The sequence below is a fragment of the Pelagihabitans pacificus genome (assembly GCF_009371985.2).
GTDB classification, from domain to species: domain Bacteria; phylum Bacteroidota; class Bacteroidia; order Flavobacteriales; family Flavobacteriaceae; genus Pelagihabitans; species Pelagihabitans pacificus.
On record NZ_VIKU02000001.1, the window covers coordinates 1,256,972 to 1,279,967 of the forward strand.

A 22,996-nucleotide genomic window follows, 5' to 3' on the forward strand; every position below is an offset into this window, starting at 1 on the left:
ATTTTATGAAATTTATTCTTACTTTTTTCTTCTTCCTTACGGTATATCATATAACCGCGCAGGAAGGTAACCAATATAAAGTACGAACGATTGCCTTCTATAATGTGGAGAACCTGTTCGACACCGAAAATGACTCCTTGACTTTTGATGACGATAGAACTCCTGAGGGTAAAGATCGATGGACGGATGAGCGGTATTGGAAAAAAGTGTTCCACATTTCCAAGGTCCTTTCCGAAATAGGCAAAGAAGTGACCCAGACCTCACCGGATATCATAGGAATCTGCGAGGTAGAGAATCTCGGTGTAATCGAGGATTTGGTAAACCATAGGAACCTACGTGACAAAGATTACGGTATCGTGCATTTTGATTCGCCCGACGAACGGGGAATCGATGTCGCATTACTTTACAAGAGGGCAGCTTTCTTACCCGTCTCCTTTGCCAGCCATCGACTTCTAATTTTTGACGAGGAAGAAGAACGTAACTATACCCGGGACCAGTTGGTGGTCGGTGGTCTCCTTGATAATGAAAAGATCTATTTTATAGTCAACCACTGGCCCTCCAGAAGTGGCGGCGAATTGCGCAGTAAACCAAATAGAATAGCGGCAGCGAAATTGAACAAGCGTATCATTGATTCCCTACGGCGATTGGATCTATCTTCCAAAATAATCAGTATGGGTGATCTGAACGATGACCCCATCGATGACAGCCTAAAAAAGGTATTGAAGACCGAAGGAAAGAAAAAGCGATTGGAAGAAGGGGAGTTATTCAACCCTATGGAAAATCTGTTTACAAAAGGTATCGGTTCCCTGGCCTACAGAGACCGATGGAATTTATTCGACCAACTATTGCTCACTTCCAATCTGGTGAGACAGGAAGGTGAAGGCTTTCGGTATTGGAAAGCCGATGTCTTTACCGCTCCCTATTTGGTGACCAAGAAGGGGCGCTACAAGGGATACCCTTTTCGTACCTATGCCGGAGGCACTTACATAGGTGGGTACAGCGATCATTTTCCGGTGTATGTGTATCTGATAAAGAAGAAAATACCTAATAAGGAAAAGTAACGCCTTTTGTTTAGGAAGGATCGGTGTTCAGGTGCCGACCAATACGCCGGTCGGCGCTCTTGTATTTCCCTTGTCAATACATCACGGACAAGGTATGATGTGGGATTACAGGAATTACAATTCTTGTATTTTAATATTCCGCCATTTCACCTTGATACCACCGCCATCATGGATTTGGAGGGCGATACCGCCTTCCCCGGCGCCGATTTTTTCATCGGTAAGGGTTACCATTTCGGTTCCGTTTAACCACGAGGTAACCGTATCACCTACCACGCGGATTTTCATCTGGTTCCATTCCCCTTTTTTGAGTACTTTGTCTTTTTCGGGAGCGGGTTTGATCAACCAACCGCGACCATAGGACTCATAGATACCTCCGGTGTCATGGCCAGGGGGAGCTACCTCTACCTGCCAACCGCTTACCTTGGTACCCTCGACCGTGGAACGGATAAAGACCCCACTGTTTCCATCGGCCTCCTGTTTGAACTCCAACGACAACTCAAAATCTTTGTAATGCCCATCGGTTCCCAGATAACCGTATTGTGCATCCGGGCCGCTCTCGCAGACCAACTCCCCATCTTCGACATACCATAACTCGGTGCCATAAACGGTCCAACCGCTAAGGTCGTTACCGTTAAAGAGTAATTTTTGTTGGGCGCAGAGCAGCGTCGAGAAAAGAAGGATTGTAAGAAGCAGATAACTTTTCATGGTTGGTTTTTTAAATTCGAATTACACCTACCCAGATTTCCGTCTACACGGAAACCAGTAGGACTAGTTAAACCATTGATTCCAAGGAATACGGCTAAGGATAAGGATGAGTCCCAGGCCATAGAAAATGGCGATACTCTTGAATTTTCTTTTGCCTTCCATAAACTTCTTATGGCGCGACCAGCCGATGGTAATCAGTACAATAGCGACGATATTGATAAAGGGATGCTCAACGGCCAACAAACGGGCCGGCGCGTTCAGTCCACCCATACCCAAAGTCTGGATAGCCTTTAATCCACTGGGGGAAATAAAGAATACGATAAGCCCGACTACCAGTTGAATATGTGATAGGATCAACGTGAAAAGGCTGAGTCGAAAATCTTTGTTCAGATTGAAGATTTTATTCCCCATCCATCCGATAAGGGCATTGGCCACGGCCAAGAAGAGGAGGGCGAGTACTATATAGGCGAGATAGGAATGAACGGCTTGTATGGTTTCGTACATAGGTTTTGATTTTACGAACTAAATGTAATGATTTTTGGGCATAAAAAACCCCGAACTTAAGTCGGGGTTTAGTCCTATGTATACATTTTCAAACCAACGGCTCAACTTAATTGAATATATAACGGATACCCAATTGCGCCTGCCATCTAGAAGATTGTATCCCTTCATCGTCGAACTCCAAAAAGTTGGGAGATCCGTCCAAATTAACGGCACCGGTATTCAAGTTGAAGGTAGGTACGTCCCCTGTAGATACGGTAGTCAATGGTCGAACTTCTTCACCCACAAACTTGAGCCTACCCCAATCCTTGTTAAGGAAGTTGGTAAAGTTGAAGATATCGGCAGATATTTGGAACGTATGTTTCTTCTCCCCGAAAGTTAAGCTAAAGTCCTGTAAAAATTTCAAGTCCACGATGTGGCTCCAAGGACCTCGGGTAGCATTTCTTTCGGCGTACGTTCCCCGTCTTTCACTTAGATAATCGTCATTTTCGATAAAGGCATCCAATGCGGCCCATTGTTCTTCCGGGGTTGCTATAATGTTTCCGCTACTGTCTGTCAAGTTTACGAGGCTGATTTCGCTCTGACTTGCCGGGACATAGATGAGGGCATTATCCCTAGAGTCATCGTTCAACAAGTCACGTCCTTCATTATAGACAAAGCTATAGGGAGCCCCTTGAAATCCTTGGTATAACAGTCCCACTGTTGTTTTTAGATTGTCATTCCATCTTATTTGATAGGAGGCGTCTGCCACAATCCTGTTCCCCAGAGCAAAATCGGACCGCGTTACGGGCAGGTTGGAATTCTTACCGTTGACCGTTTGGATATTTCTCCATTGTGAACTGTTTTGTGATGAGGTACCATCAAAAATCTTGTTGGATTCCCCGTACGTATAAGACACCGACCCTGCAAAACCGTTTTCAAAAGGTTTTCTCAGGGTCAAGGTCAGGTTGGTCGCGTCGCCCCCTCCTGTATTGGATGCCAAGTAAATTCCTTGATAGGTGCCGTCGATCCTGTTGGAACGATTGTAAAACGGTCTGTTGTCGGCACCCTGATAGAATCCTTCAGGAGCCCCTATATTGAGATTTTCATAATAGATATCCGTAATAATATCGGTATACAAAAAGTCTGCTGAAAATATCAATCCTGCGAAAGGAAGCTTCTGATCAACGGCTATATTGTATTTCATTACCTGTGGCAATTTGAAATCCTCGGCAATCAAATCGATATTACCCCCCAGACCGCCCGAACCAGGTGCTGGATCTTCAAATTGGTCATTGATGTTTGGTTCGAACTCCTGACCGAATTCGAACATAAAACCTCCGGTTACCCCGTTGTTATTATAGCTACCTCCTGGCCAAACCAGCGGTAATCTCGAGGTAAACACTCCAAGACCACCTCGAATCTGCGTTGATCTATTGCCATTGAGGTCCCAGTTGAATCCCAATCTTGGAGCAAACATGGCGGTACCGACTCCTTGGCCTACCCGTGCTCCCTGAAGGTTCTTCCCGGCGCCCTCTAACAATGCGACGGTTCGCGTATTGAAATCTTCATTGACCGTACCATCTTCCCATCGCGGGATATCGATACGTGCACCCAAGGTCACCTTGAAATCGCTTGTCAATTGTATGTCATCCTGCACGTAAAAGCCTGCTTGAAACGTTTTAAAATCGGCAGAACCGCTCGATTCATCACCTACGGAACCGTTACCCACTAAAGAATACCCATGCTGATAAACATCGGCATCTTCACCTGTTAGGAATTGGTTGAGTCCACTGGATAACAGGTTACCATCGTCATCAAATTGATCTTCGAAGGTATAATCTCCGTAATTGAATGCGAAAAACAAGTTCTTAACCGTAGCAAACTCCAAGTTTGCCCCAAGGGTAACCGTATGGGCTCCGGCATATATTTCAAAATTATTGGTAATTGTCAAATAATCGGTGTTCAGCAAATTGGCCGTGGAAAAAGGCTCCGATCCAAATGAAATGGTACCGTTCCCATCCTGAATGTCAACGGTTGGAAAAGGGTCTCCTGATGGATCCCTATCATCTCGAACTGCCGTGTACCCGATTACCAAGTTGTTGCTAAACTTGTTTCCAAAACGTGAATTTAGCTCCAACGCCGTTGAATTGGTATTTGATTCAAAAAACTCGGAGCCGTTGATAAAACCGATATTTCTATTTCCAGAACTTCTCGCCTCCAAATTTTCTGCTCCAACATAGCTGTGTCTCAAAGACATTTTATGGTTCTCATTGATATTCCAATCCAACTTGGCGACTACGGTATTACTTTCCAAAGTTCGGGTGTTGTTGTCGAAAATGCCAGGATTGTACCCGTAGTTGGTCTGTAAAAAATTACTGAGATTTCCCAAATCGGCTTCTGAAGAGCGTCCAGTATAATTGCTAAAGATGAATGGCTGGGGGATTTCTGTCTCGTTTCGTTCATAATTAACGAAGAAGAAAAGTTTGTCCTCGACAATTGGGCCACCGATACGAACACCATACGTATTAGCCGAAAAATCGGAAACCTTTTCGCGCTCGTCTCCTTCGTTCACAAGGGCGGACGGAGTTTTAGCAACCAAATTCTCGTTTCTTGTAAAGAAATATGCAGACCCCTCAAACTCGTTGGAACCGGACCTTGTTATCGCGTTCACCGAACCACCGGAAAATCCAGATTGTCTTACATCGAAAGGGGCGATATTGATTTGGAAAGTCTCAATGGCATCTACCGATAAAGGATTCACACCGGTTTGACCTCCATTGGTACCGGACCCTGCCAATCCAAATACGTCGTTATTCACCGCACCATCTATATAAATGGCATTGTAACGGTTATTCTGTCCTGCAAGGGAAATTGAAAACCCATCATCGCCCTCCGTTAACTGGGCTTGAGGCGTTAAACGCACAAAATCTGCCAAACTACGCGATGCGGCAGGGGTTACCGCAACTTGGCGTTGTGAGATGTTGGTCTCCGTACCTGTCTTGTTGGCACCAAAAACCCCATTGGAAGTCGCCGTTACGACCACTTCCTCCAAGGCAGTAGCCGACTCGGCCAATTGAACATCTATTTTATTGGTAGCACCGAGGTTCAGATAAATACCTTCTTTGGTATCCTCATTAAAACCAACGTACGAATAGGTTATCTGATACGGTCCTCCGGAACGCATTCCAGATATGCGGTAGAATCCATCAAAATCAGTAGCCGCACCATATTTAGTGCCAGAAGGTGTATGCACTGCGACGACACTCGCACCAAATAGAGGCTCCCCAGTATTATCCGTTACTTTTCCACCGATAGCCGAGGTGGTAACACCCTGTGAAAATGCAATGGCGGTCATGAAAAACGCAACCAATGCGAAGTACTTTTGTCTCATCTGTTCTCGTGTTTTATTTAGCTTAATTTTCCGCAAAAGTGCAGTATTTTTTGCCTTTCCGCATTAAGCTAATGTTAAATTAGCTGGCGCAAATTTAACATAAAATTGGCAAGCCTGAATATTGAAAAACAGGAAGTTATCAGAGTTTATCAAGAAATACGGAAGTAGTATTTTATTTCTTAAAAGATTGCAACAACTGCATTGTAGAGGCATCGTGATCGCTAATTTCCGAACCCTGGATATCTTTCAAGATGGTCCCCGCCAGCTGTTTACCCAATTCTACCCCCCACTGGTCATAGCTGAAAATATTCCAGACGACCCCTTGTACGAAAATCTTATGCTCATAAAGGGCGATCAAGGCTCCCAAGCTTCTAGGGGTAAGTTTCTCGATCAAAATCGTATTGGTCGGTTTGTTTCCCTCAAATACCTTGAATGGAAGTAACTTTTGCAGTTCATTTCCCGACATATTCTTCGCTTGCAATTCGCTCCTCACCTCATCCTCGGTTTTACCGTTCATCAGGGCTTCGGTCTGAGCGAAAAAATTGGCCATTAGTTTCTGATGATGGTCGGTCTCACCATATAACGATTGTTTGAACCCAATAAAATCGGTAGGAATCAATTTGGTTCCCTGATGGATCAGTTGAAAAAAGGCATGTTGCGAGTTGGTACCCGGCTCGCCCCAAATGATGGTCCCGGTTTGGTAGTCGACCCGCTTTCCCTTCCGGTCGACGCTTTTACCGTTACTTTCCATAATTCCCTGCTGCAAATAGGCCGAAAATCGACTTAAATATTGGGAATAGGGAATGATTGCCTCCGTTTCCGCCCCATAAAAATTGTTGTACCAAACACTCAAGAGCGCCAGGACCACCGGAATGTTCTCATCAAAAGCCGTGGTTTTAAAATGCCTATCCATTTCATTGGCACCCTCGAGCAATGATTCAAAATGGTCATACCCGACGGCCAAGGCAATGGAAAGTCCAACAGCGCTCCAAAGTGAAAAACGGCCTCCTACCCAATCCCACATGGGAAATACGTTCTCCTGGGCTATTCCAAACTCGGCTATTTTTTCAGTATTGGTCGATACAGCGGCGAAATGCATGGCAATATCTTTCTGTGCGGCATGCCGTAAGAACCACTTCTTAATGGTGGTCGCGTTGCTTAGGGTCTCTTGGGTGGTAAAGGTCTTGGATACAACGACAAAGAGCGTAGTCTCAGGGTTCAACTCCCGTAATACTTCCCGAACATGATCACCATCGACATTACTGACAAAATGTACCCTTAAGTGGTTTTTATAAAACTTGAGAGCCTCGGCAACCATTGCCGGCCCTAAATCAGAACCCCCAATACCGATATTCACCACATCGGTAAAGGGCTTTCCCGTAAATCCTCTTCTTTCTCCTGAAATCACTGATTCCGAGAATGTCTTCATATGGGCTCTAACCTTGTACACCTCCGGCACTACATTTTTACCATCCACCAAAATGGTATCGGTAGGTTGCGCCCGAAGTGCCGTATGCAGTACCGCCCTTCCTTCGGTCTCGTTGATGGTGTCCCCATCGAAGTATTTTTGGATAGCGGCTTTCAGTTGCACCTCATCGGCCAAACGCATCAATAGGTTCAATGTTTCGTCCGTGATTCTATTCTTGGAAAAATCTACCAAAAAATTGTTCCATTTCAAGCTCAAATTATGGGTCCTTTTTGGATCGGAAGCGAAGAGCTCCTTGAGCTGCTGCTCTTTGGTATCTTTATGGTGTTGTTGTAGTTTCTTCCAGGCAGCGGTTGTTGTAGGATCGGTGCTAGCTAGTGCCATCTTATGATTTTAGGGTTTTCGAATCATTATATTATTCCCCGAAACGGGAAACAAAAGTAATCATTCTCCCTAGAAATCAGGAGCCCTTAACGAAATCGTAATCCGACGGTCACTAATTGAGGGTCAGCATATCTTCGTTTTGTTCTTCCTCCGTCGGTTCGGGATAGACCATACAATCTAGCTGATCTTTTATCGGTTCGATATATTCATAGTAGCCGGGCTGTAAACTTTCAGCCAGCGGTTCGGCCTTGGGAAGATCTTCACGAAGCGGGTCTACTTGTCGACCATTTTTCCAAAAACGATAGCACACATGGGGGCCACTGGTATTTCCGGTCATACCTATCCAGCCGATAACATCCCCTTGACGTACAAAATCGCCTCTTTTCACTTTTTGTTTTCTCATATGAAGGTACTGGGTAGAATAGGTGCCGTTATGACGAATTTTTACGTACTTTCCATTGCCCCCCCTACGGGTCGATTCGGTTACGGTACCATCTGCCGTAGCCAATATAGGGGTACCTACCGGGGCGGCATAGTCGGTTCCCCTATGGGGTCGGACGCGATTACCGTAATAACGGATTCTTCTTTTCAAATTATACCGCGACGACAATCTGCCGAACTTTAGGGGAGCCCTCAAAAATGTTCTTCGCAGGTTATTGGCTTCTTCATCAAAGTAATCCACAATATTCTTCAAGGAGTCGTTCTCATAGGCAAAAGCATAAATAGGCCGACCGTTATGCTCAAAATAGGCAGCTTCGATTGGTCCGGCTCCCGCATATACCGAGTCGTTGATAAATTTTTCCTTATAAATCACCTTGAATTTGTCTCCTTTTTGAAGCTTAAAGAAATCAACGGTCCAAGCATATATTTCCGAAAGGTTGTTGGTTACATTGTAATCGATTCCCTGTGCTAGGATAGCTTCCGATAAGGATGTTTCTATAATGCCGGAGGCTTCCCGCTCCACGTACTTTACCTTTTTCCTTTCTTTATAGGCGACAACGCTATCCCGTAAATCCACGACCGTATAATTGATGGGGTCGTTCTCATAAATGAATACTTGTGCGGTTTCCGAAGTATCTTTTGATTGCAGTATCATATAGGGTTTCCCCACTCTAATTCTTCGAACGTCGAAGGTATCTTTAAAGTCTTGGGAAATCTTTGCGATTTTTGGATAGTCTACCTTATAGGAAAGCATCAATTCGCCAAAGCTATCACCGCGTTTTACCGTATCGATCTTTACCTTAAAATCATCTAGATTGAATCCGAACTGTTTGGCGGTCACTTTTTCCACCACCTTTGTTACTTCGGCAATTTCTTTTTTTACGGGTTCCGACAGTTTCTCCTGTTTACAGGAAACGAAAAGACTAGTCAGTAAAACAATGCCCCAGAATTTGTTCATTTTACGCCTTTGGCTTTTTGAGGGTTAAAGATATGGTCTACCCATTGCTTTCCCCAATTATTTAACTCTTGTTTTGTATACAGTTTAGGAAAAAAAACGACTTTTTGAAAACTTGGTGGTAAATACTCTTTCCAGTTCGTACCGCCAGTGGCATTGATTTCCTGTTTATCCTTACCCAAATAACGGTGGGCAGATCCAAGATGCATCAGTGGCCAGTTTACATTTGCGTTGATATCCAGATTCTTTAACGCCTCAATAAGGACTTTATTATCTTGTTTTTCCTCGGGTAATTGTAGGAATTTGTGATAGATAGTGCTGTTTTTGACCTGCTTTGCGATTCGTATTAAACGCGGCGTGTAACGATACTCGAACTGTTTCAAGGTCAAGGTTTTTTCCCCGGTGGTAAGGTCGGTAGCTCCTTTTTTCCAATAAATATGCTCATAGAGTTCCTCAATGCTGTTTGAGGAAGAAAAAAGAGCCCTTTCGGTATGGTGGACCAAATTTTCCATCGGGGTCGCATAAATCTCAATCATTCTGTATTGGGCCGATTGAAATCCGCTTGCCGGTAAAAGTGCCATACGGTATTGAAGAAACTGCTCCCGCTCCATACCTCTGATCATAATGCTAAAAGAGGAAATCAATGCCTGATAGTAACTATTGATCCTTCTTACCCGCTCGATAAAAAAATCCAGATTCTGCGACTTGTCGTCGACCAGTTGTTTTTGTTCATGCAAGATCAGCTTGAAATAGAGTTCGGTAATCTGATGGTACATGATAAAAATCTCTTCATCGGGGAAGTAGGTCCTTGGTACCTGTAAGCTCAACAATGTATCTAAATGGATATAATCCCAGTAGGTGAGATAGCGCTGGTATAGCAGACCGTCTAGATAGGAGCTTAAGTCTTGTCCCGAATCCTTGTACTTTTCCTCAAGTTTTGAGATTTGGGATTCGATGTGCTCCTTCTTGTCCATATGTAGGCTAATCCATTATTATCTTAAATTGATGTTTAAGTCCGTTATAGGCATCGAGATCTGCCTTAATGGCCCCAACCGCCAAATCTGCCTTGATCCTTATAGGAATTCTGTTGTCATCGGTCGACACCCACAACGAAAGACTTTCTTTTTCCTTAAAGACCCTTCCGGACTGTACTAAAGGCCTAAATTTATAACATTCCACTTTACCGAATTTGGTTTTCAATACTTCGGTGCCCAAATACTTGAGTTTAAAGTTGAATATACCGTCATCATCGTATAGCATCCTTAGCTTAACGGCCTCGCCTTCGACCAACTCTCCGGGATCATAATTGTTTCGAAGATAATAAAAAGCCGAGATCAAATCCTGTACGCTATCCTGAAGGTCAAAATTATGCTTTTTCTTGTTTTTTTTGTCGTTCAGAATTGCCTTGTCCTTTTCATGGTCGAAATCGATTTCAATATCCTTGGTATACCCCCCCTCGTAAATCTTTCTTATAAATCTATAGGGTTTACCATCTTTTTTCCCAAAATAACTTTCGTAGGTGTCGTCTACCTTGAAGAAGATGCTGGCCCATCCCGTAGTCTTGCCTTTTCCGACCACGTGGTACACCGGAACATCTTCGATTTTGTCCGACTTTACGTGCAATGTGGCGTAACTGGCATTCAAAATGCCGTAGTGCATACGAAACTTTAGCCATTCCCCGGGCTTAAAGGCAGATTCGTTATTGTCCCCACCATTTTGCGCCCAGACTAACTGACCGGCCAAAATAAAAAATATGTAAAGCTTTCTCATAAACCGTTATTCGTGATAAAATTAGCAAAACAGCCAGAAAAACTGTTTTAACTTACAGTTAATAAAACAAATTTTATTCCAAAGTATTGTGCGAGAAAGTGAAGGTCACAAAAAAAGCCCTGATGAAACATCAGGGCTTTTCCTAAATAACCAACCAAACTTTAAATTATGAAAAACCAATACTTAAAGTTATAAGGGAACCACCCCTTATGCTGACAAATTTACTATATGATCCCTAGCTTGTAAACCCTTTTAACGTACTTTAACTATCCTCTTAACAGATATTTATCACTGTAAGGGAATTTTAGTCAAAATTTTAAGATTTTTAGGGTAAGACGTCTTCTTCAAACTACGAGCCGGCTTTACCTCATATCAGAGCGTGCCCCTGGAGGCTTGTTCCCGCTCGATCGATTCGAATAAGGCCTTGAAATTTCCTTTTCCAAAAGATTTGGCGCCTTTTCGCTGAATAATCTCAATAAACATGGTGGGGCGATCCAGGATAGGTTTGGTAAATATCTGCAACAGATAGCCCTCATCGTCGCGATCGATTAAAATCCCTAATTCGCTCAGGGGCTTCAAATCCTCATCGATTTCACCTACCCTATCCAGCACATCCTCGTAATAAGTGGCCGGAACGGTCAAAAATTCCACTCCCCTGTTTTTTAACGCCGTGACGGTTTCGATGATGTTGTCGGTCGCCAATGCCATATGCTGCACCCCGGCACCATTGTAAAATTCGATATACTCCTCGATCTGGGACTTCTTTCGACCCTCTGCAGGTTCGTTTATCGGAAACTTGATCCTTCCATTGCCATTGCTCATTACCTTGCTCATCAAGGCCGTATATTCCGTGGAAATGTCTTTGTCATCAAAAGAGACCAACTGGGCAAATCCCATAACCTTGGCATAGAATTCACACCACTTGTTCATTTCATTCCAACCTACATTTCCTACCATATGGTCTATATATTTCAGGCCTACATCCTCCGGTTGGTAAAAGGGATCCCATGGTTGATACCCGGGCATGAAAACGCCTTTGTAGTTTGAGCGTTCCACGAATATATGAACAGTTTCGCCATAAGTGTGTATTCCGGATAACACGACCTCACCCTCATCATCCAAAATACGTTTAGGCTCAAAATAACTTTCGGCACCCCGTTTAGTAGTTTCCCGATGACTTTTAATGGCATCGTCGACCCAAAGTGCGATTACCTTCACCCCGTCACCATGTGCATCGATATGACGGTTGATATCGCCTCCGGATTTTAAAGGGGAAGTAAGCACTAGGCGTATTTTTCCTTGCTGCAACACATAGGACACCTTATCCTTTAAACCCGTCTCCAAACCTGCATAGGCCAAAGGTTGAAAACCCCAAGCGGCCATATAGTAGTGCGCGGCCTGCTTTGCATTCCCTACGTATAGTTCTACATAGTCGGTACCTAACAAGGGTAGGAAATCCTCGGCTTCAGGATTCTCGACAGGAAGTTGTAATGAAGTTTTATCTACTGTTGACATGTTATAATAATTTTATGAATTGATATAATTGTTTTACATCCTTACAAAGGAATATAAACAGGTTCGAGGGATTTCTCTTTTTATGGAAATGTTGGGAGCCCCTTTCATTTACCACATGGCCCTTAAGTGGGCGGTGATATCAATTCGTAGCTGTAGCATCGTGGTACAAATATCTGAAAAAAGAATGGCTTTTGATGTTAAGAAGCTCAAAACCAATAACCAATACTAAAAAATAAATTGCTGGTCTTTCCTTCAGGTGTCCACGAATAGATTACCTGAACGGGGCCAATAAAGGATTCCCATCCATATCCCACTCCATAACCCGAAAAATCCGGATTTGTGAACCATTCACCCGTACGAAAAATATCGTCATCGACATTGGAATAATTTGCCGCAAACAATAAATGATTGTGGCGGGCAAATTCGAAGTCGAGTCTTCCATAGGCCTTTACATAACTGTTTCCTGGAAGGCTTAAAAAATCATAGCCTAAAAAGGGCACAAAATTGTTGATGAGGTCGTTCCCGAACCCACCGAGGGCAAAATCGAAGGAGGTCACATTCGAAGTGCCTAATTTGAATCCGCCTTCCGTTTCTACATTCAGCGACAAATTCCGGACCAGGGGAATCGCCGCCCCCATTCTGGCCTTGGCAATAGAGAATTCCTTAAAATTCCCATTAAAATCGGAGGAGAGTAGGTAGAAGTGAAAATCTCCGTTGAAATACAACCCTTTGGTAGGAAAATAGCGATCATCGTAAGTGTCTAGCTGCAACTTGCCGTATGCACTATAGAAGTTACTTTTTTCGAACAGGGTTCTCCCATCTTCCATCCTCAAGGTACTTACTACCCCTTCATCGGCCAAGGCCCCCAAAGTACGGGTACTATACTTTAGAAATTTATGTTCCATCCCGAGGGTAAAGGCAAATTCTTCCCGCAAAACGGTTTGTCCGTATATCTGGTTGGTAATATCGGTAACGGATAAATTGATACTGTTCACATTGAGCCCCTGTGGCACTTCAAAATTACTGCGAATGAGCCCGAAATCGATTTCATACTCAAAATCGTTTAGCCGCGAGTTGAATCCAAAGCTCCAATATGATCCCTTATCCACATAATACTGGAAATTATAGCGTATGTTATCGCCTAAAATGAAGTCGAAAGAGGATACATCGTCGCGCATTAAAAAGTTCTTTCTGGTAAGGTTTATCAGGGCAGCACTTTTGTACAGGTCGTCATAGTGGGCCCCAAGCCTCAGAAAAGTCTTTTCACTTGTCTCGTTTAAAGGTAATACCAGATCTTCCCCTATACCGTTATGTAGGAGCTTGTATCGAATGGTCTTAAAATTATCCGTAGCCGCCAGGTTGCTAATTCCCTGCTGTAATTTCTTAAAAGTAATTTTTTTACCTAAATCGAAACGTAGTTTTCCCTTAACGTATCCGCGGGTATAGTTTTCCACATCACCAGTGATGATCAGCCGGTTGACAATGAGCGTATCCTGGATCGCGACAGGCTGAACGGCATTTCTTTTACTATTCTGGAACCGTGAAAGTTTCTTTAACTCGCCAAAATGTCCCCTTGCCGCTTCCTCGCCCTTTTCCACGATTTGTTGGTATGCCTGAAAATCGATTAGGGAAAAATCGCCGATATCGGGTTTGATGTAAATATCGGTCCGTACGGATTTGTCTTTCATTGCAGCAACTGTACGATAATTATTGACCTGTTGTAGAATTTCAGTAGCGGAGGATAGGTCTTCCTTGTTGGAAAGCCCATGTTGCACGTCAGATCCTATGATCACATCGGCGCCCATTGCCTTTACCTCATCTATAGGATAATTATTGACAACGCCCCCGTCGATTAGGATTTGATCGTCAATATTGGCCGGCTCAAAAAGCGAAGGTAACGCTGCGCTGGCCATGACCACTTGGGGAAGATAGCCTGAGTCGAGCAAAACCTCCTTACCCGTTTCCACATTGGTGGCAATACAAACAAATGGGATGGGCAATTGACTGAAGTCCCTGACGTCTTTGACATGGTATAACAATCGTACCAATTCGTTGTATACATTTTGACCTCCTGAAAATGCCTGGGGTACCGATACTTTGAATTTGTCGAAAGGAAGTGTCAATGCATACCGCTCCGAATCTTCCTTCTCATAAAAGGTTTTGGCACTTCTTGGGAGGTTGTCCTGGATCAATCCACTGAAATCGACAACCCTAAAAATAGAATCGAGTTCAACGGCCGAATAGCCTGCGGCATATAAGGCCGATACTACCGACCCCATGCTGGTGCCTCCGATATAATCTATTTGTATCCCTGCCTCCTCGATGACCTTCAGTGTTCCGATGTGGGCCATGCCCTTTGCGCCACCTCCGCTCAGGACTACTCCCACCTTAAGTCGATCTGCTTCATCGGTTCCTTGACCGATTACGAGAACCGTGTAAAGCAAAAAATATATTAAAACGAGAAATCTCAGCATCTTGGCTATTGGTCGTCGGTTTTAGTGAAATGTTTCATAAATTTTTTTTGCCTTGGCCAATCCGACGGTTTCGGCCAGGTTCTCTATAGAAGCCTCCTTGATACGTTTTACCGATTTAAAGGATTTCAATAGATCCTGTGCCGTTTTTTTTCCGATGCCTTCGATTTGCTCCAATTCCGAATTAATAGCAGCTTTGCTGCGTTTGTTCCTATGGAACGTAATGCCGAAACGGTGGGCCTCATTCCTCAATTGTTGAATAATTTTTAGACTCTCCGATTTTTTATCCAAGTATAGGGGAATGGGATCTTCGGGAAAGTAAATTTCCTCTAGCCGCTTCGCGATACCGATAATCGCTATTTTTCCCCTGATTCCCAGTATGTCGAGACTTTTTAAAGCAGACGACAACTGCCCTTTGCCCCCATCGATTACTATAAGTTGGGGGAGCGATTCCCCTTCCTCCAACAAACGCCTGTAGCGCCTAAAGACTACCTCTTCCATCGAAGCAAAATCATCGGGCCCCTCCACTGTTTTGATATTGAAATGACGATACTCTTTCTTGGACGGTTTTCCATCCCTAAAAACCACACAAGCCGCGACCGGATTGCTACCCTGAATATTACTGTTGTCAAAGCATTCGATATGACGAGGTTCTTCGGAAAGTCTCAAGTCGATCTTCATTTGTGCCATGATCCGCTTAGTATGCCGATCGGGGTCGATGATCTTGATTTGCTTAAAGCGTTCTTGCCTAAAAAACCGGGCATTTCGTTCACTGAGCTCAACAATCTTTTTTTTATCGCCCAATCGGGGAATCGTAACCTTTAAATGGGGTTCAACGGTCACGGGAAAAGGCAGGTACAACTCTTTTGACTGGGAGTGAAAACGCTGGCGTATCTCCACAATGGCCAATTGCAACAGGTCTTTGTCGAGTTCAGCCAATTTCTTTTTGATTTCCATGGTATGCGAACGAATAATCGAACCATGGGAAAGCTGTAGAAAATTGACATACGCAAAAGCCTCATCGGAAATGATCGAAAATACATCAACGTTGTTGATTTTCGGATTCACGATAGTCGATTTTACCTGATAGTTTTCCAAAATATCGATCTTATCCTTTATCCGTTGGGCTTCCTCAAATTTCATTTCCTTGGCCAACCCTTTCATTTGGCGCTTAAAATACTGCAGGGAGGATTTAAAATTGCCTTTGATGATTTCGCGAATATCATCGATTTGTTGATGGTATTCTTCCGCTTCTTGCCGTCCTTCGCAGGGAGCCTTGCAATTCCCTAGGTGATACTCAAGGCATGATTTAAATTTACCCGCAGCAACTTTTTCCACGGAAAGGTCATAATTACATGTTCGAAGGGGATAAACACTTCTTACCAAATCCAATAAGGTACGTACGGTCTTCATACTGGTGTACGGGCCGTAGTATTCCGACCCATCCTTGATCAGTTTTCTGGTCGGAAATATTCGGGGAAAGCGTTCATTTTTAATGCAAATCCAAGGATATGATTTATCATCCTTTAATAGCACATTATATCTTGGCCGATATTTTTTGATCAAATTGTTCTCAAGTAGCAACGCATCCGACTCGGTAGGAACAACAATATGCTTGATTCTATCGATTTTTTTTACCATGACCCGGGTCTTACCGTATTCATGGTTTTTGTTAAAATAGGAAGTGACCCTTTTTTTTAGGTTTTTTGCTTTTCCAACATACAATATTCTGTCATCCGCATCATAGAACTGATATACCCCTGGACTATCGGGTAAGGTGCTCAACTGAATTTCTATCGGTACTTGGGGCATTATTGTTCAAAGAATTAACCGTTGGTTTATGGAGTTAAATTACTGCCTTTTTACAAAAGCACCCAGCAATTTCCTTTTTTTAACCCTGCTTTCAGAGGGGTACAATTTTACAAGTCAAAAACTAAAATATTATAATAACGGACAGGGTGAAAATACAACTTTTGGCATCAGAAGGCTTTGAAAAGGACCTGTCACACCTATACAATTTTTACAAAATATGACTATATTTTTAACCGAATGGAAATAAAAGTATTCTGAAGCTTAAAAAAAATAATCGGTAGGAAAACTCTACAATCGCAAAAATAATTGCAAGAAAAATCTTACAAAATATTTACAACGCTGTATATCAATTATTTACAATTCTAAATACTCGTTCTATTTGAAAAACGGACGATTAAATCCCTTGGCAAAAAAACATTATTGTGCATTTCATCGAGAAAAAGTTACTTTTTAAAGATTTTTTAACGGTTTTTTTAGCTATATTTAAAATTCAAAATCAAGCACAACATGGACAAGTATTTAATCACCCTCGGGTTGTACTTAATGCTAATGCTTTTTTTCAAGATTTACTACTATGTAATTTTGAAAGAACGGTAGAAATTTAAGTTCCCCTACTTATTCTTAAGAGTCCCCACCTCCTTAAGCGTCTAATCCAAAATCATGCTCAAGAAAGACTTGAGATTGAACTATAGTGCCCTTCGGGAAAATACCTCTAGAGAATTTATATTAAATGCAAGTTTGAGCATTGCCAACCAACTCCTAAAAACACCTATTTGGGAGGGAAGTTATTATCATATTTTTCTTCCCATCTTCGAAAAAAAAGAGGTAGACACTTCCTTTGTACTATCCATTTTGTACGGAAAGGATAAGCAAGTGGTATTGCCCAAGGTTTCAGGGGAGAACTCCCTAACCCATTATCTACTAACCGATAGCACCCAACTTGTGAAAAGTACTTGGGGCGTTCCAGAGCCAACAGATGGTATAACGATTGCCCCTAGCAAACTGGATGTCGTTTTTGTTCCCCTTCTCGCCTTCGACCGGAGGGGAAATCGTGTAGGATATGGAAAAGGGTTCTATGATCGGTTCTTATCGGAATGCGGGCCTGGGGTACTGAAGGTGGGATTATCGATTTTCGAGGCCGAAGACGTAATTACCGATGTGGATGAGCAAGATATCCGCTTGGATTACTGTGTAACCCCCAAGAACATTTACTCATTCAAAGAAGACTGATGTTCCTCCGAAAATGAATCCGTGTCCTCTTTTTCTCCTTCATCTTTTCCAAAGGCCTTTTTATTGAAGACTATGAGTATCCCTACCCCTGTACTAATTGCCGTGTCGGCAATGTTGAACACCGGTTCAAAAAAGCTAAAGGTACTTCCTCCAAAATACGGAATCCATTCTGGCCAAACGGCATCCTTGATTATGGGGAAGTGTAACATATCCACCACTTTTCCATGAAACATGCTACCATACGGATTATCTGCAAACAGGGTAGCCACTTGGGTCCTTGTACTTTCGTCAAAAATCAAACCGTAGAATACGGAATCTATGATATTTCCCAAGGCACCCGCAAAAATCAACGAAACGGATAGTATATAAATTGACGAAGCTTTCTTTCTAATGATATCAAAAAGCCAATAACCGATACCAAAAATGGCAAATAGACGAAAAACGGTCAACACCAGTTTCGCGGTGCCTTCCGAAATGGGCAAAAAATCATTGAGCTTGGCACCCCACGCCGCTCCCGGATTTTCGATAAAGTTAATTTCAAACCAAGAGAACACTTCCACTATCTCCCCATATGTAAAATTCGTCTTGATATAAATTTTGCTCCATTGGTCGACCACAAGGATAAAACCGATAAGCAAAAGGGATTTTCTAAAACTCATAGTTCGATTTCTGCTCGGCAAAATTAGCCATATTATTCCGTTGTACTTAAATGGATATCTCCGGTAACCGTGTTCAAGATATAGCTGTTGTCCCCTTTGGGAATTTGATTATTCTCCACAAAGCCGTATTTACTGTTCGCGATGATACGGGCACCGGAACCTAAAACAAATATGTCCCCGCTCTGGGTGATTACCTCTGCCGATTCGGCAACCTGATCAAGAGTACACTGTCCGTCACTTAGGCTTACGTCCAGGTTCCGATAGTTTCCCGACACCACCACATTACAACTGGTGCCATAGAGAGTAACATTCTTATATTGGGGTATTTGAATGTGAAGTGCAATGGAAACTACCTTATGTGCACTCAACTTGTCGTTCGGGTTAACAAAGCTTGGAAGAAATGCCGCAGCCACCGTTAAGGTGCTTCCTTCCTCCTTTAGATTCAACATTAGATCATCGTTATATTCGCCATCAATTTTCGCCTCGACCATCATTTCACTTTTGTCAACAGTCTCTACCAAGATATCAAAGCAATTGTGGGCGTCGATACTTATCAACGAGATACCAGGGTGTACAATCGACTTTTTAACTACTTTCTGGGCCTGCCCGAAGTGAAAGGCTAATATTAGTAAAAAGAAGAACCGCTTTGGCATATGATAAATGAAGGGGCTTATAGCGTTATTTCACTAATAAGCCGGAGCATCCTGATTACAAATGAAAACAAAGGGACCGAAATTGGAAATACAGTATCGTTCTACTTCTGCATATTCTTGGCTTCTATGCTCAGAGTGGCATGGGGAACCAGTTTTAATCGCTCTTTATTGATCAATTTTCCCGTAACACGGCAGATGCCGTAGGTTTTGTTCTCAATTCGCAACAAGGCGTTTTTTAAATCCCGTATAAACTTTTCCTGACGTATGGCCAATTGCGTATTGGCTTCCTTGCTCATGGTCTCGGAACCTTCCTCAAAAGCCTTGAAGGTCGGTGAGGTATCATCGGTTCCGTTATTACCATCGTTCATGTAAGAGCTCTTCAAGAGCTCTAAATGACTTTTGGCCTTTTCTATCTTATCCTCGATAAGTGCCTTAAATTCGGCCAAATCTTTGTCTGAGTATCTAACTTTTAAATCCTGTGCCATGGTATTCAATGTTTTTCAATATATAATTTTGTGTTCACTTCATCAAAAGCGATTGCTGTACCTTTTTCCAACTTTTCCTCAAAATCAAGTTCAGCGGTCAAGGTCTCGGTTTTGATATAATTCATATTACTTGCCACTGCATTTTCGACTAGACCGTCTTTCTGAATCTTAATGTCGATTTTGTCAGTGACCTCGAAGCCGGAGTCTTTTCGAAGATTCTGTATTCGATTTACCAATTCCCGGGCGATTCCTTCCTTCCTGAGATCATCATCAATGGTCACATCCAAGGCTACTGTGAGCGGGCCAGCACTTGCTACCAACCAACCCTCGATATCTTGTGATGTGATTTCTACATCCAATAACTGTAATTTAATGGTTTTATTTTCAATTTCAATACTTATTTCGCCCTTTTGCTCAATTTCTTGGATATGTTCCTGTCCAAATTGCGCTACCACTTGAGCAATTTTCTTCATATCCTTGCCGTATTTAGGCCCTAAGGTCTTGAAATTGGGCTTTATCCGTTTTATCAAAATACCTGAGGCATCATCCAATAGGTCGATTTCCTTCACATTCACTTCCGATTTAATCAGATCGGCAACTGCTTCTATTTCATGCCGTTGATTTTCGTCCAGAACAGGGATCATTATCCGCTTCAGCGGTTGGCGTACCTTGATTTTCTCCTTTTGGCGAATAGACAGCACCAAGGAAGAAATGGTCTGCGCCTTCTCCATCTTACCTTCCAATTCCTTATCTACCATATCCGCCCTGTAGGATGGGAATTCCGCCAAATGTACACTTTCAAAAGTTTCCTTTTTCGTGGCACCTGTTAAATCTTTGTAAAGACGATCCATGAAGAACGGGGCGATGGGAGCCGATAGTTTGGCCACTGTCACCAGACAGGTGTAAAGGGTTTGATAAGCCGAAATCTTATCTTTCTGATAATCCCCCTTCCAAAATCGCCTTCTGCATAAGCGCACATACCAATTGCTTAAATTCTCCTGCACGTAGTACGATACTGCCCGCGCTGCCTTGGTCGGTTCGTAATCGCTGTAGGCCGCATCGACCGTTTTGATCAGCGTATGCAACTCTGACAGAATCCACCGGTCGATTTCAGGTCTTTCGTTCAATGCAATGTCTTCCTCGACATAAGTGAATTCATCGATATTTGCATAGAGCGAAAAGAACGAATACGTATTGTAAAGCGTGCCAAAGAACTTTCGCTTTACCTCTACGATGCCATCGATGTCGAATTTTAGATTGTCCCAGGGATTCGCATTGCTTATCAAATACCAACGGGTAGCATCTGCCCCGTGATCTTTCATCGTTTCAAAAGGATCAACGGCATTTCCAAGACGTTTCGACATTTTTTTGCCCTCCTTATCCAATATCAATCCGTTGGAAACCACATTTTTATAGGCGACAGCGTCAAAAACCATCGTCGCTATGGCATGTAAGGTATAGAACCACCCCCTTGTCTGGTCGACCCCTTCGGCAATAAAGTCCGCTGGGAACGCTTCCCCCTTGTCGATAAAGTCCTTGTTCTCAAACGGATAATGCCATTGGGCATAGGGCATAGAGCCACTATCGAACCAAACATCGATCAAATCGTTTTCTCGCCTCATCGGTTTTCCGGAAGCTGAAACCAAGGTAATTTGGTCTACAATGTTTTTATGCAAGTCGACCTTGTTGTAGTTCTCCTCCGAAAAGTCGCCCACCAAAAAATCTTCAAAAATATCTTTCTCCAAGACGCCCGCCGCAATCGCTTTTCCCATTTCGGACTTCAGCTCGGCCACTGACCCTATGATGATTTCTTCCCGACCATCGGTTGTTCTCCAAATGGGCAGTGGTATACCCCAATAACGGGAGCGCGATAGGTTCCAGTCGTTCGCATTGGCCAACCAGTTACCGAAACGCCCTTCCCCGGTCGACTTTGGTTTCCAGTTAATCGTTTCGTTCAATTCGAACATGCGATCCCTTACTTCGGTAATCTTGATGAACCACGAATCCAAGGGATAGTAAAGAATGGGTTTATCGGTACGCCAACAATTTGGATAGCTGTGTACGTATTTCTCGACCTTAAAGGCCTTGTTCCCTTCCTTTAGTTTGATTGCCAATTCGACATCCACGGATCGTTCGGGGGCTTCGCCCTCGTCGTAGTATTCATTTTTAACATACTTCCCCGCCAAAGCTCCCATCTCCGGTCTAAATTTTCCCTGAAGGTCGACCAACGGAACTGGGTTGTTATGCTCATCGAGTACCAATAAAGGAGGTACTTCCGGAATGGCCTGTTTGGCCACCGTGGCATCATCGGCACCAAAGGTAGGGGCAGTATGAACGATTCCCGTACCATCTTCAGTGGTCACGAAATCCCCAGAAATGATCCTGAAGGCATTTTCGGGATTTTGATAGGGAAGTGCATACTCAAGAAGTTGCTCGTACCGGATGCCCAACAAATCTTTCCCCTTGAATTCCTTTACGACGTAATATGGTATTTTTTTGTCGCCGGATGTATACTCCAATAGTTCCGGCTTCGACGCTACCTGATGAAATTTCCCGGCAAATTGTTTTGATACCAAATTTTTTGCCAAGACCACATTCATAGGCTTAAAGGTGTATTGATTATAGGTCTCCACCAATACATAGTCTATTTTGGTTCCTACGGTCAAAGCCGTATTGGAAGGCAGTGTCCACGGGGTCGTTGTCCAGGCCAAGAAATAAACGGTCCCCTCATTTTGCAGAAACTCGGGAAGGGTTTTTTCAATCGCTTTGAACTGTGCCACTACCGAAGTATCGGTCACATCTTGATAGGTGCCCGGTTGGTTCAACTCATGTGAACTCAAGCCCGTACCTGCCTTGGGGGAATAAGGTTGAATGGTATATCCTTTGTAGATAAGGCCTTTGTCGTAGATTTGCTTCAATAACCACCAGACCGACTCCATGTACTTAGGCTTATAGGTGATGTAGGGGTCATCCATATCTACCCAATATCCTAACTGCTCCGTCATCTCGTTCCAGACATCGGTATAGCGCATCACCGCTTTTTTACAGGCCGCATTGTATTCTTCCACTGATATTTTCTTCCCGATATCTTCCTTGGTAATCCCCAGTTCTTTTTCTACTCCTAATTCTATTGGCAGTCCGTGGGTATCCCAACCGGCTTTTCGCTTCACCTGAAAACCTTTCATCGTCTTAAATCGCGGGAAGATATCCTTGATCGTACGTGCTATAACATGGTGAATGCCAGGCATCCCATTAGCAGAAGGTGGCCCTTCGTAAAAAACATAGTTCGGCTTACCTTCCCTGGTAGAAACGCTTTTTTCAAAAATGTCGTTTTGCTTCCAATACTCCAGAATCTCTTCTGCAACTTTTGGGAGGTCCAATCCTTTATATTCAGTGAACTTCATACGAACTGCTTCTAGCACTGCAAATTAAGGCTGCAAAATTAGGGATTTTTGATGGATTTCATTGGATTTCTAACACTGTAAATATCAGGTGAACAACCACAAATGTGATTAAATGTTAAAAAAGTAGCATCCAAAAACAAAATTAGCCCGT

General features: G+C 43.2%; 16 protein-coding genes. 2 read left to right on the top strand and 14 right to left on the bottom strand.

The window, feature by feature from the left end; translation table 11 throughout:
- Positions 1-5 precede the first annotated feature (5 nt).
- Positions 6-1,061 carry an endonuclease/exonuclease/phosphatase family protein gene (locus tag FK220_RS05570; protein ID WP_238718904.1) on the top strand — a complete coding sequence of 352 codons (1,056 nt, stop codon included), beginning with the start codon at positions 6-8 and terminating at the stop codon, positions 1,059-1,061.
- Positions 1,062-1,175: 114 nt separating this feature from the next.
- Here the strand turns inward: FK220_RS05570 and FK220_RS05575 are convergent, their stop codons facing one another.
- From FK220_RS05575 to uvrC, 10 genes are all read right to left on the bottom strand, one after another.
- Positions 1,176-1,766 carry a 3-keto-disaccharide hydrolase gene (locus tag FK220_RS05575; protein ID WP_152573270.1) on the bottom strand — a complete coding sequence of 197 codons (591 nt, stop codon included), beginning with the start codon at positions 1,764-1,766 and terminating at the stop codon, positions 1,176-1,178.
- Between the two features lie 63 nt (positions 1,767-1,829).
- On the bottom strand, positions 1,830-2,270 hold the full coding sequence (locus tag FK220_RS05580) for a hypothetical protein (protein ID WP_152573271.1): 441 nt from the start codon (positions 2,268-2,270) through the stop codon (positions 1,830-1,832).
- A gap of 106 nt (positions 2,271-2,376) precedes the next feature.
- On the bottom strand, positions 2,377-5,640 hold the full coding sequence (locus FK220_RS05585) for a TonB-dependent receptor (RefSeq protein ID WP_152573272.1): 3,264 nt from the start codon (positions 5,638-5,640) through the stop codon (positions 2,377-2,379).
- A gap of 172 nt (positions 5,641-5,812) precedes the next feature.
- Positions 5,813-7,450, bottom strand: a complete 1,638-nt coding sequence (pgi, locus tag FK220_RS05590; RefSeq protein WP_152573273.1) for a glucose-6-phosphate isomerase — start codon at positions 7,448-7,450, stop codon at positions 5,813-5,815.
- Positions 7,451-7,562: 112 nt separating this feature from the next.
- Positions 7,563-8,849 (bottom strand): M23 family metallopeptidase, encoded by a 1,287-nt coding sequence (locus tag FK220_RS05595; protein ID WP_152573274.1) that lies wholly within the window; start codon positions 8,847-8,849, stop codon positions 7,563-7,565.
- Positions 8,846-9,820: a tryptophan 2,3-dioxygenase family protein gene (locus FK220_RS05600; RefSeq protein ID WP_152573275.1), complete on the bottom strand. Its 975-nt coding sequence runs from the start codon at positions 9,818-9,820 to the stop codon at positions 8,846-8,848. Before FK220_RS05600 ends, FK220_RS05595 begins: the two co-directional genes overlap by 4 nt.
- 7 nt (positions 9,821-9,827) lie before the next feature.
- Positions 9,828-10,616, bottom strand: a complete 789-nt coding sequence (locus FK220_RS05605; protein ID WP_152573276.1) for a DUF3108 domain-containing protein — start codon at positions 10,614-10,616, stop codon at positions 9,828-9,830.
- A gap of 372 nt (positions 10,617-10,988) precedes the next feature.
- Positions 10,989-12,131 carry a 4-hydroxyphenylpyruvate dioxygenase gene (hppD, locus tag FK220_RS05610; RefSeq protein WP_152573277.1) on the bottom strand — a complete coding sequence of 381 codons (1,143 nt, stop codon included), beginning with the start codon at positions 12,129-12,131 and terminating at the stop codon, positions 10,989-10,991.
- A gap of 206 nt (positions 12,132-12,337) precedes the next feature.
- A complete protein-coding gene (locus tag FK220_RS05615; protein WP_152573278.1) occupies positions 12,338-14,605 on the bottom strand; it encodes a patatin-like phospholipase family protein in 2,268 nt (755 codons plus the stop codon).
- A 21-nt stretch (positions 14,606-14,626) separates the two neighbouring features.
- A complete protein-coding gene (uvrC, locus tag FK220_RS05620; protein WP_152573279.1) occupies positions 14,627-16,414 on the bottom strand; it encodes an excinuclease ABC subunit UvrC in 1,788 nt (595 codons plus the stop codon).
- 660 nt (positions 16,415-17,074) lie between these two features.
- On the opposite strand from uvrC, the gene FK220_RS05625 reads away from it, so the two are divergent.
- Positions 17,075-17,644, top strand: coding sequence for a 5-formyltetrahydrofolate cyclo-ligase (locus FK220_RS05625; RefSeq protein WP_152573280.1), 570 nt, complete (start codon positions 17,075-17,077; stop codon positions 17,642-17,644).
- On the opposite strand, the gene FK220_RS05630 is transcribed toward FK220_RS05625, so the two are convergent.
- From FK220_RS05630 to ileS, 4 genes are all read right to left on the bottom strand, one after another.
- A complete protein-coding gene (locus FK220_RS05630) occupies positions 17,623-18,303 on the bottom strand; it encodes a lipoprotein signal peptidase (RefSeq protein ID WP_152573281.1) in 681 nt (226 codons plus the stop codon). The two genes, FK220_RS05625 and FK220_RS05630, sit on opposite strands and share 22 nt — an antisense overlap.
- Before the next feature lie 32 nt (positions 18,304-18,335).
- Positions 18,336-18,956: a hypothetical protein gene (locus FK220_RS05635; protein ID WP_152573282.1), complete on the bottom strand. Its 621-nt coding sequence runs from the start codon at positions 18,954-18,956 to the stop codon at positions 18,336-18,338.
- Positions 18,957-19,057: 101 nt separating this feature from the next.
- Positions 19,058-19,441 carry a TraR/DksA family transcriptional regulator gene (locus tag FK220_RS05640; RefSeq protein WP_152573283.1) on the bottom strand — a complete coding sequence of 128 codons (384 nt, stop codon included), beginning with the start codon at positions 19,439-19,441 and terminating at the stop codon, positions 19,058-19,060.
- Between the two features lie 5 nt (positions 19,442-19,446).
- On the bottom strand, positions 19,447-22,845 hold the full coding sequence (ileS, locus tag FK220_RS05645; protein WP_152573284.1) for an isoleucine--tRNA ligase: 3,399 nt from the start codon (positions 22,843-22,845) through the stop codon (positions 19,447-19,449).
- Between the last annotated feature and the right edge of the window lie 151 nt (positions 22,846-22,996).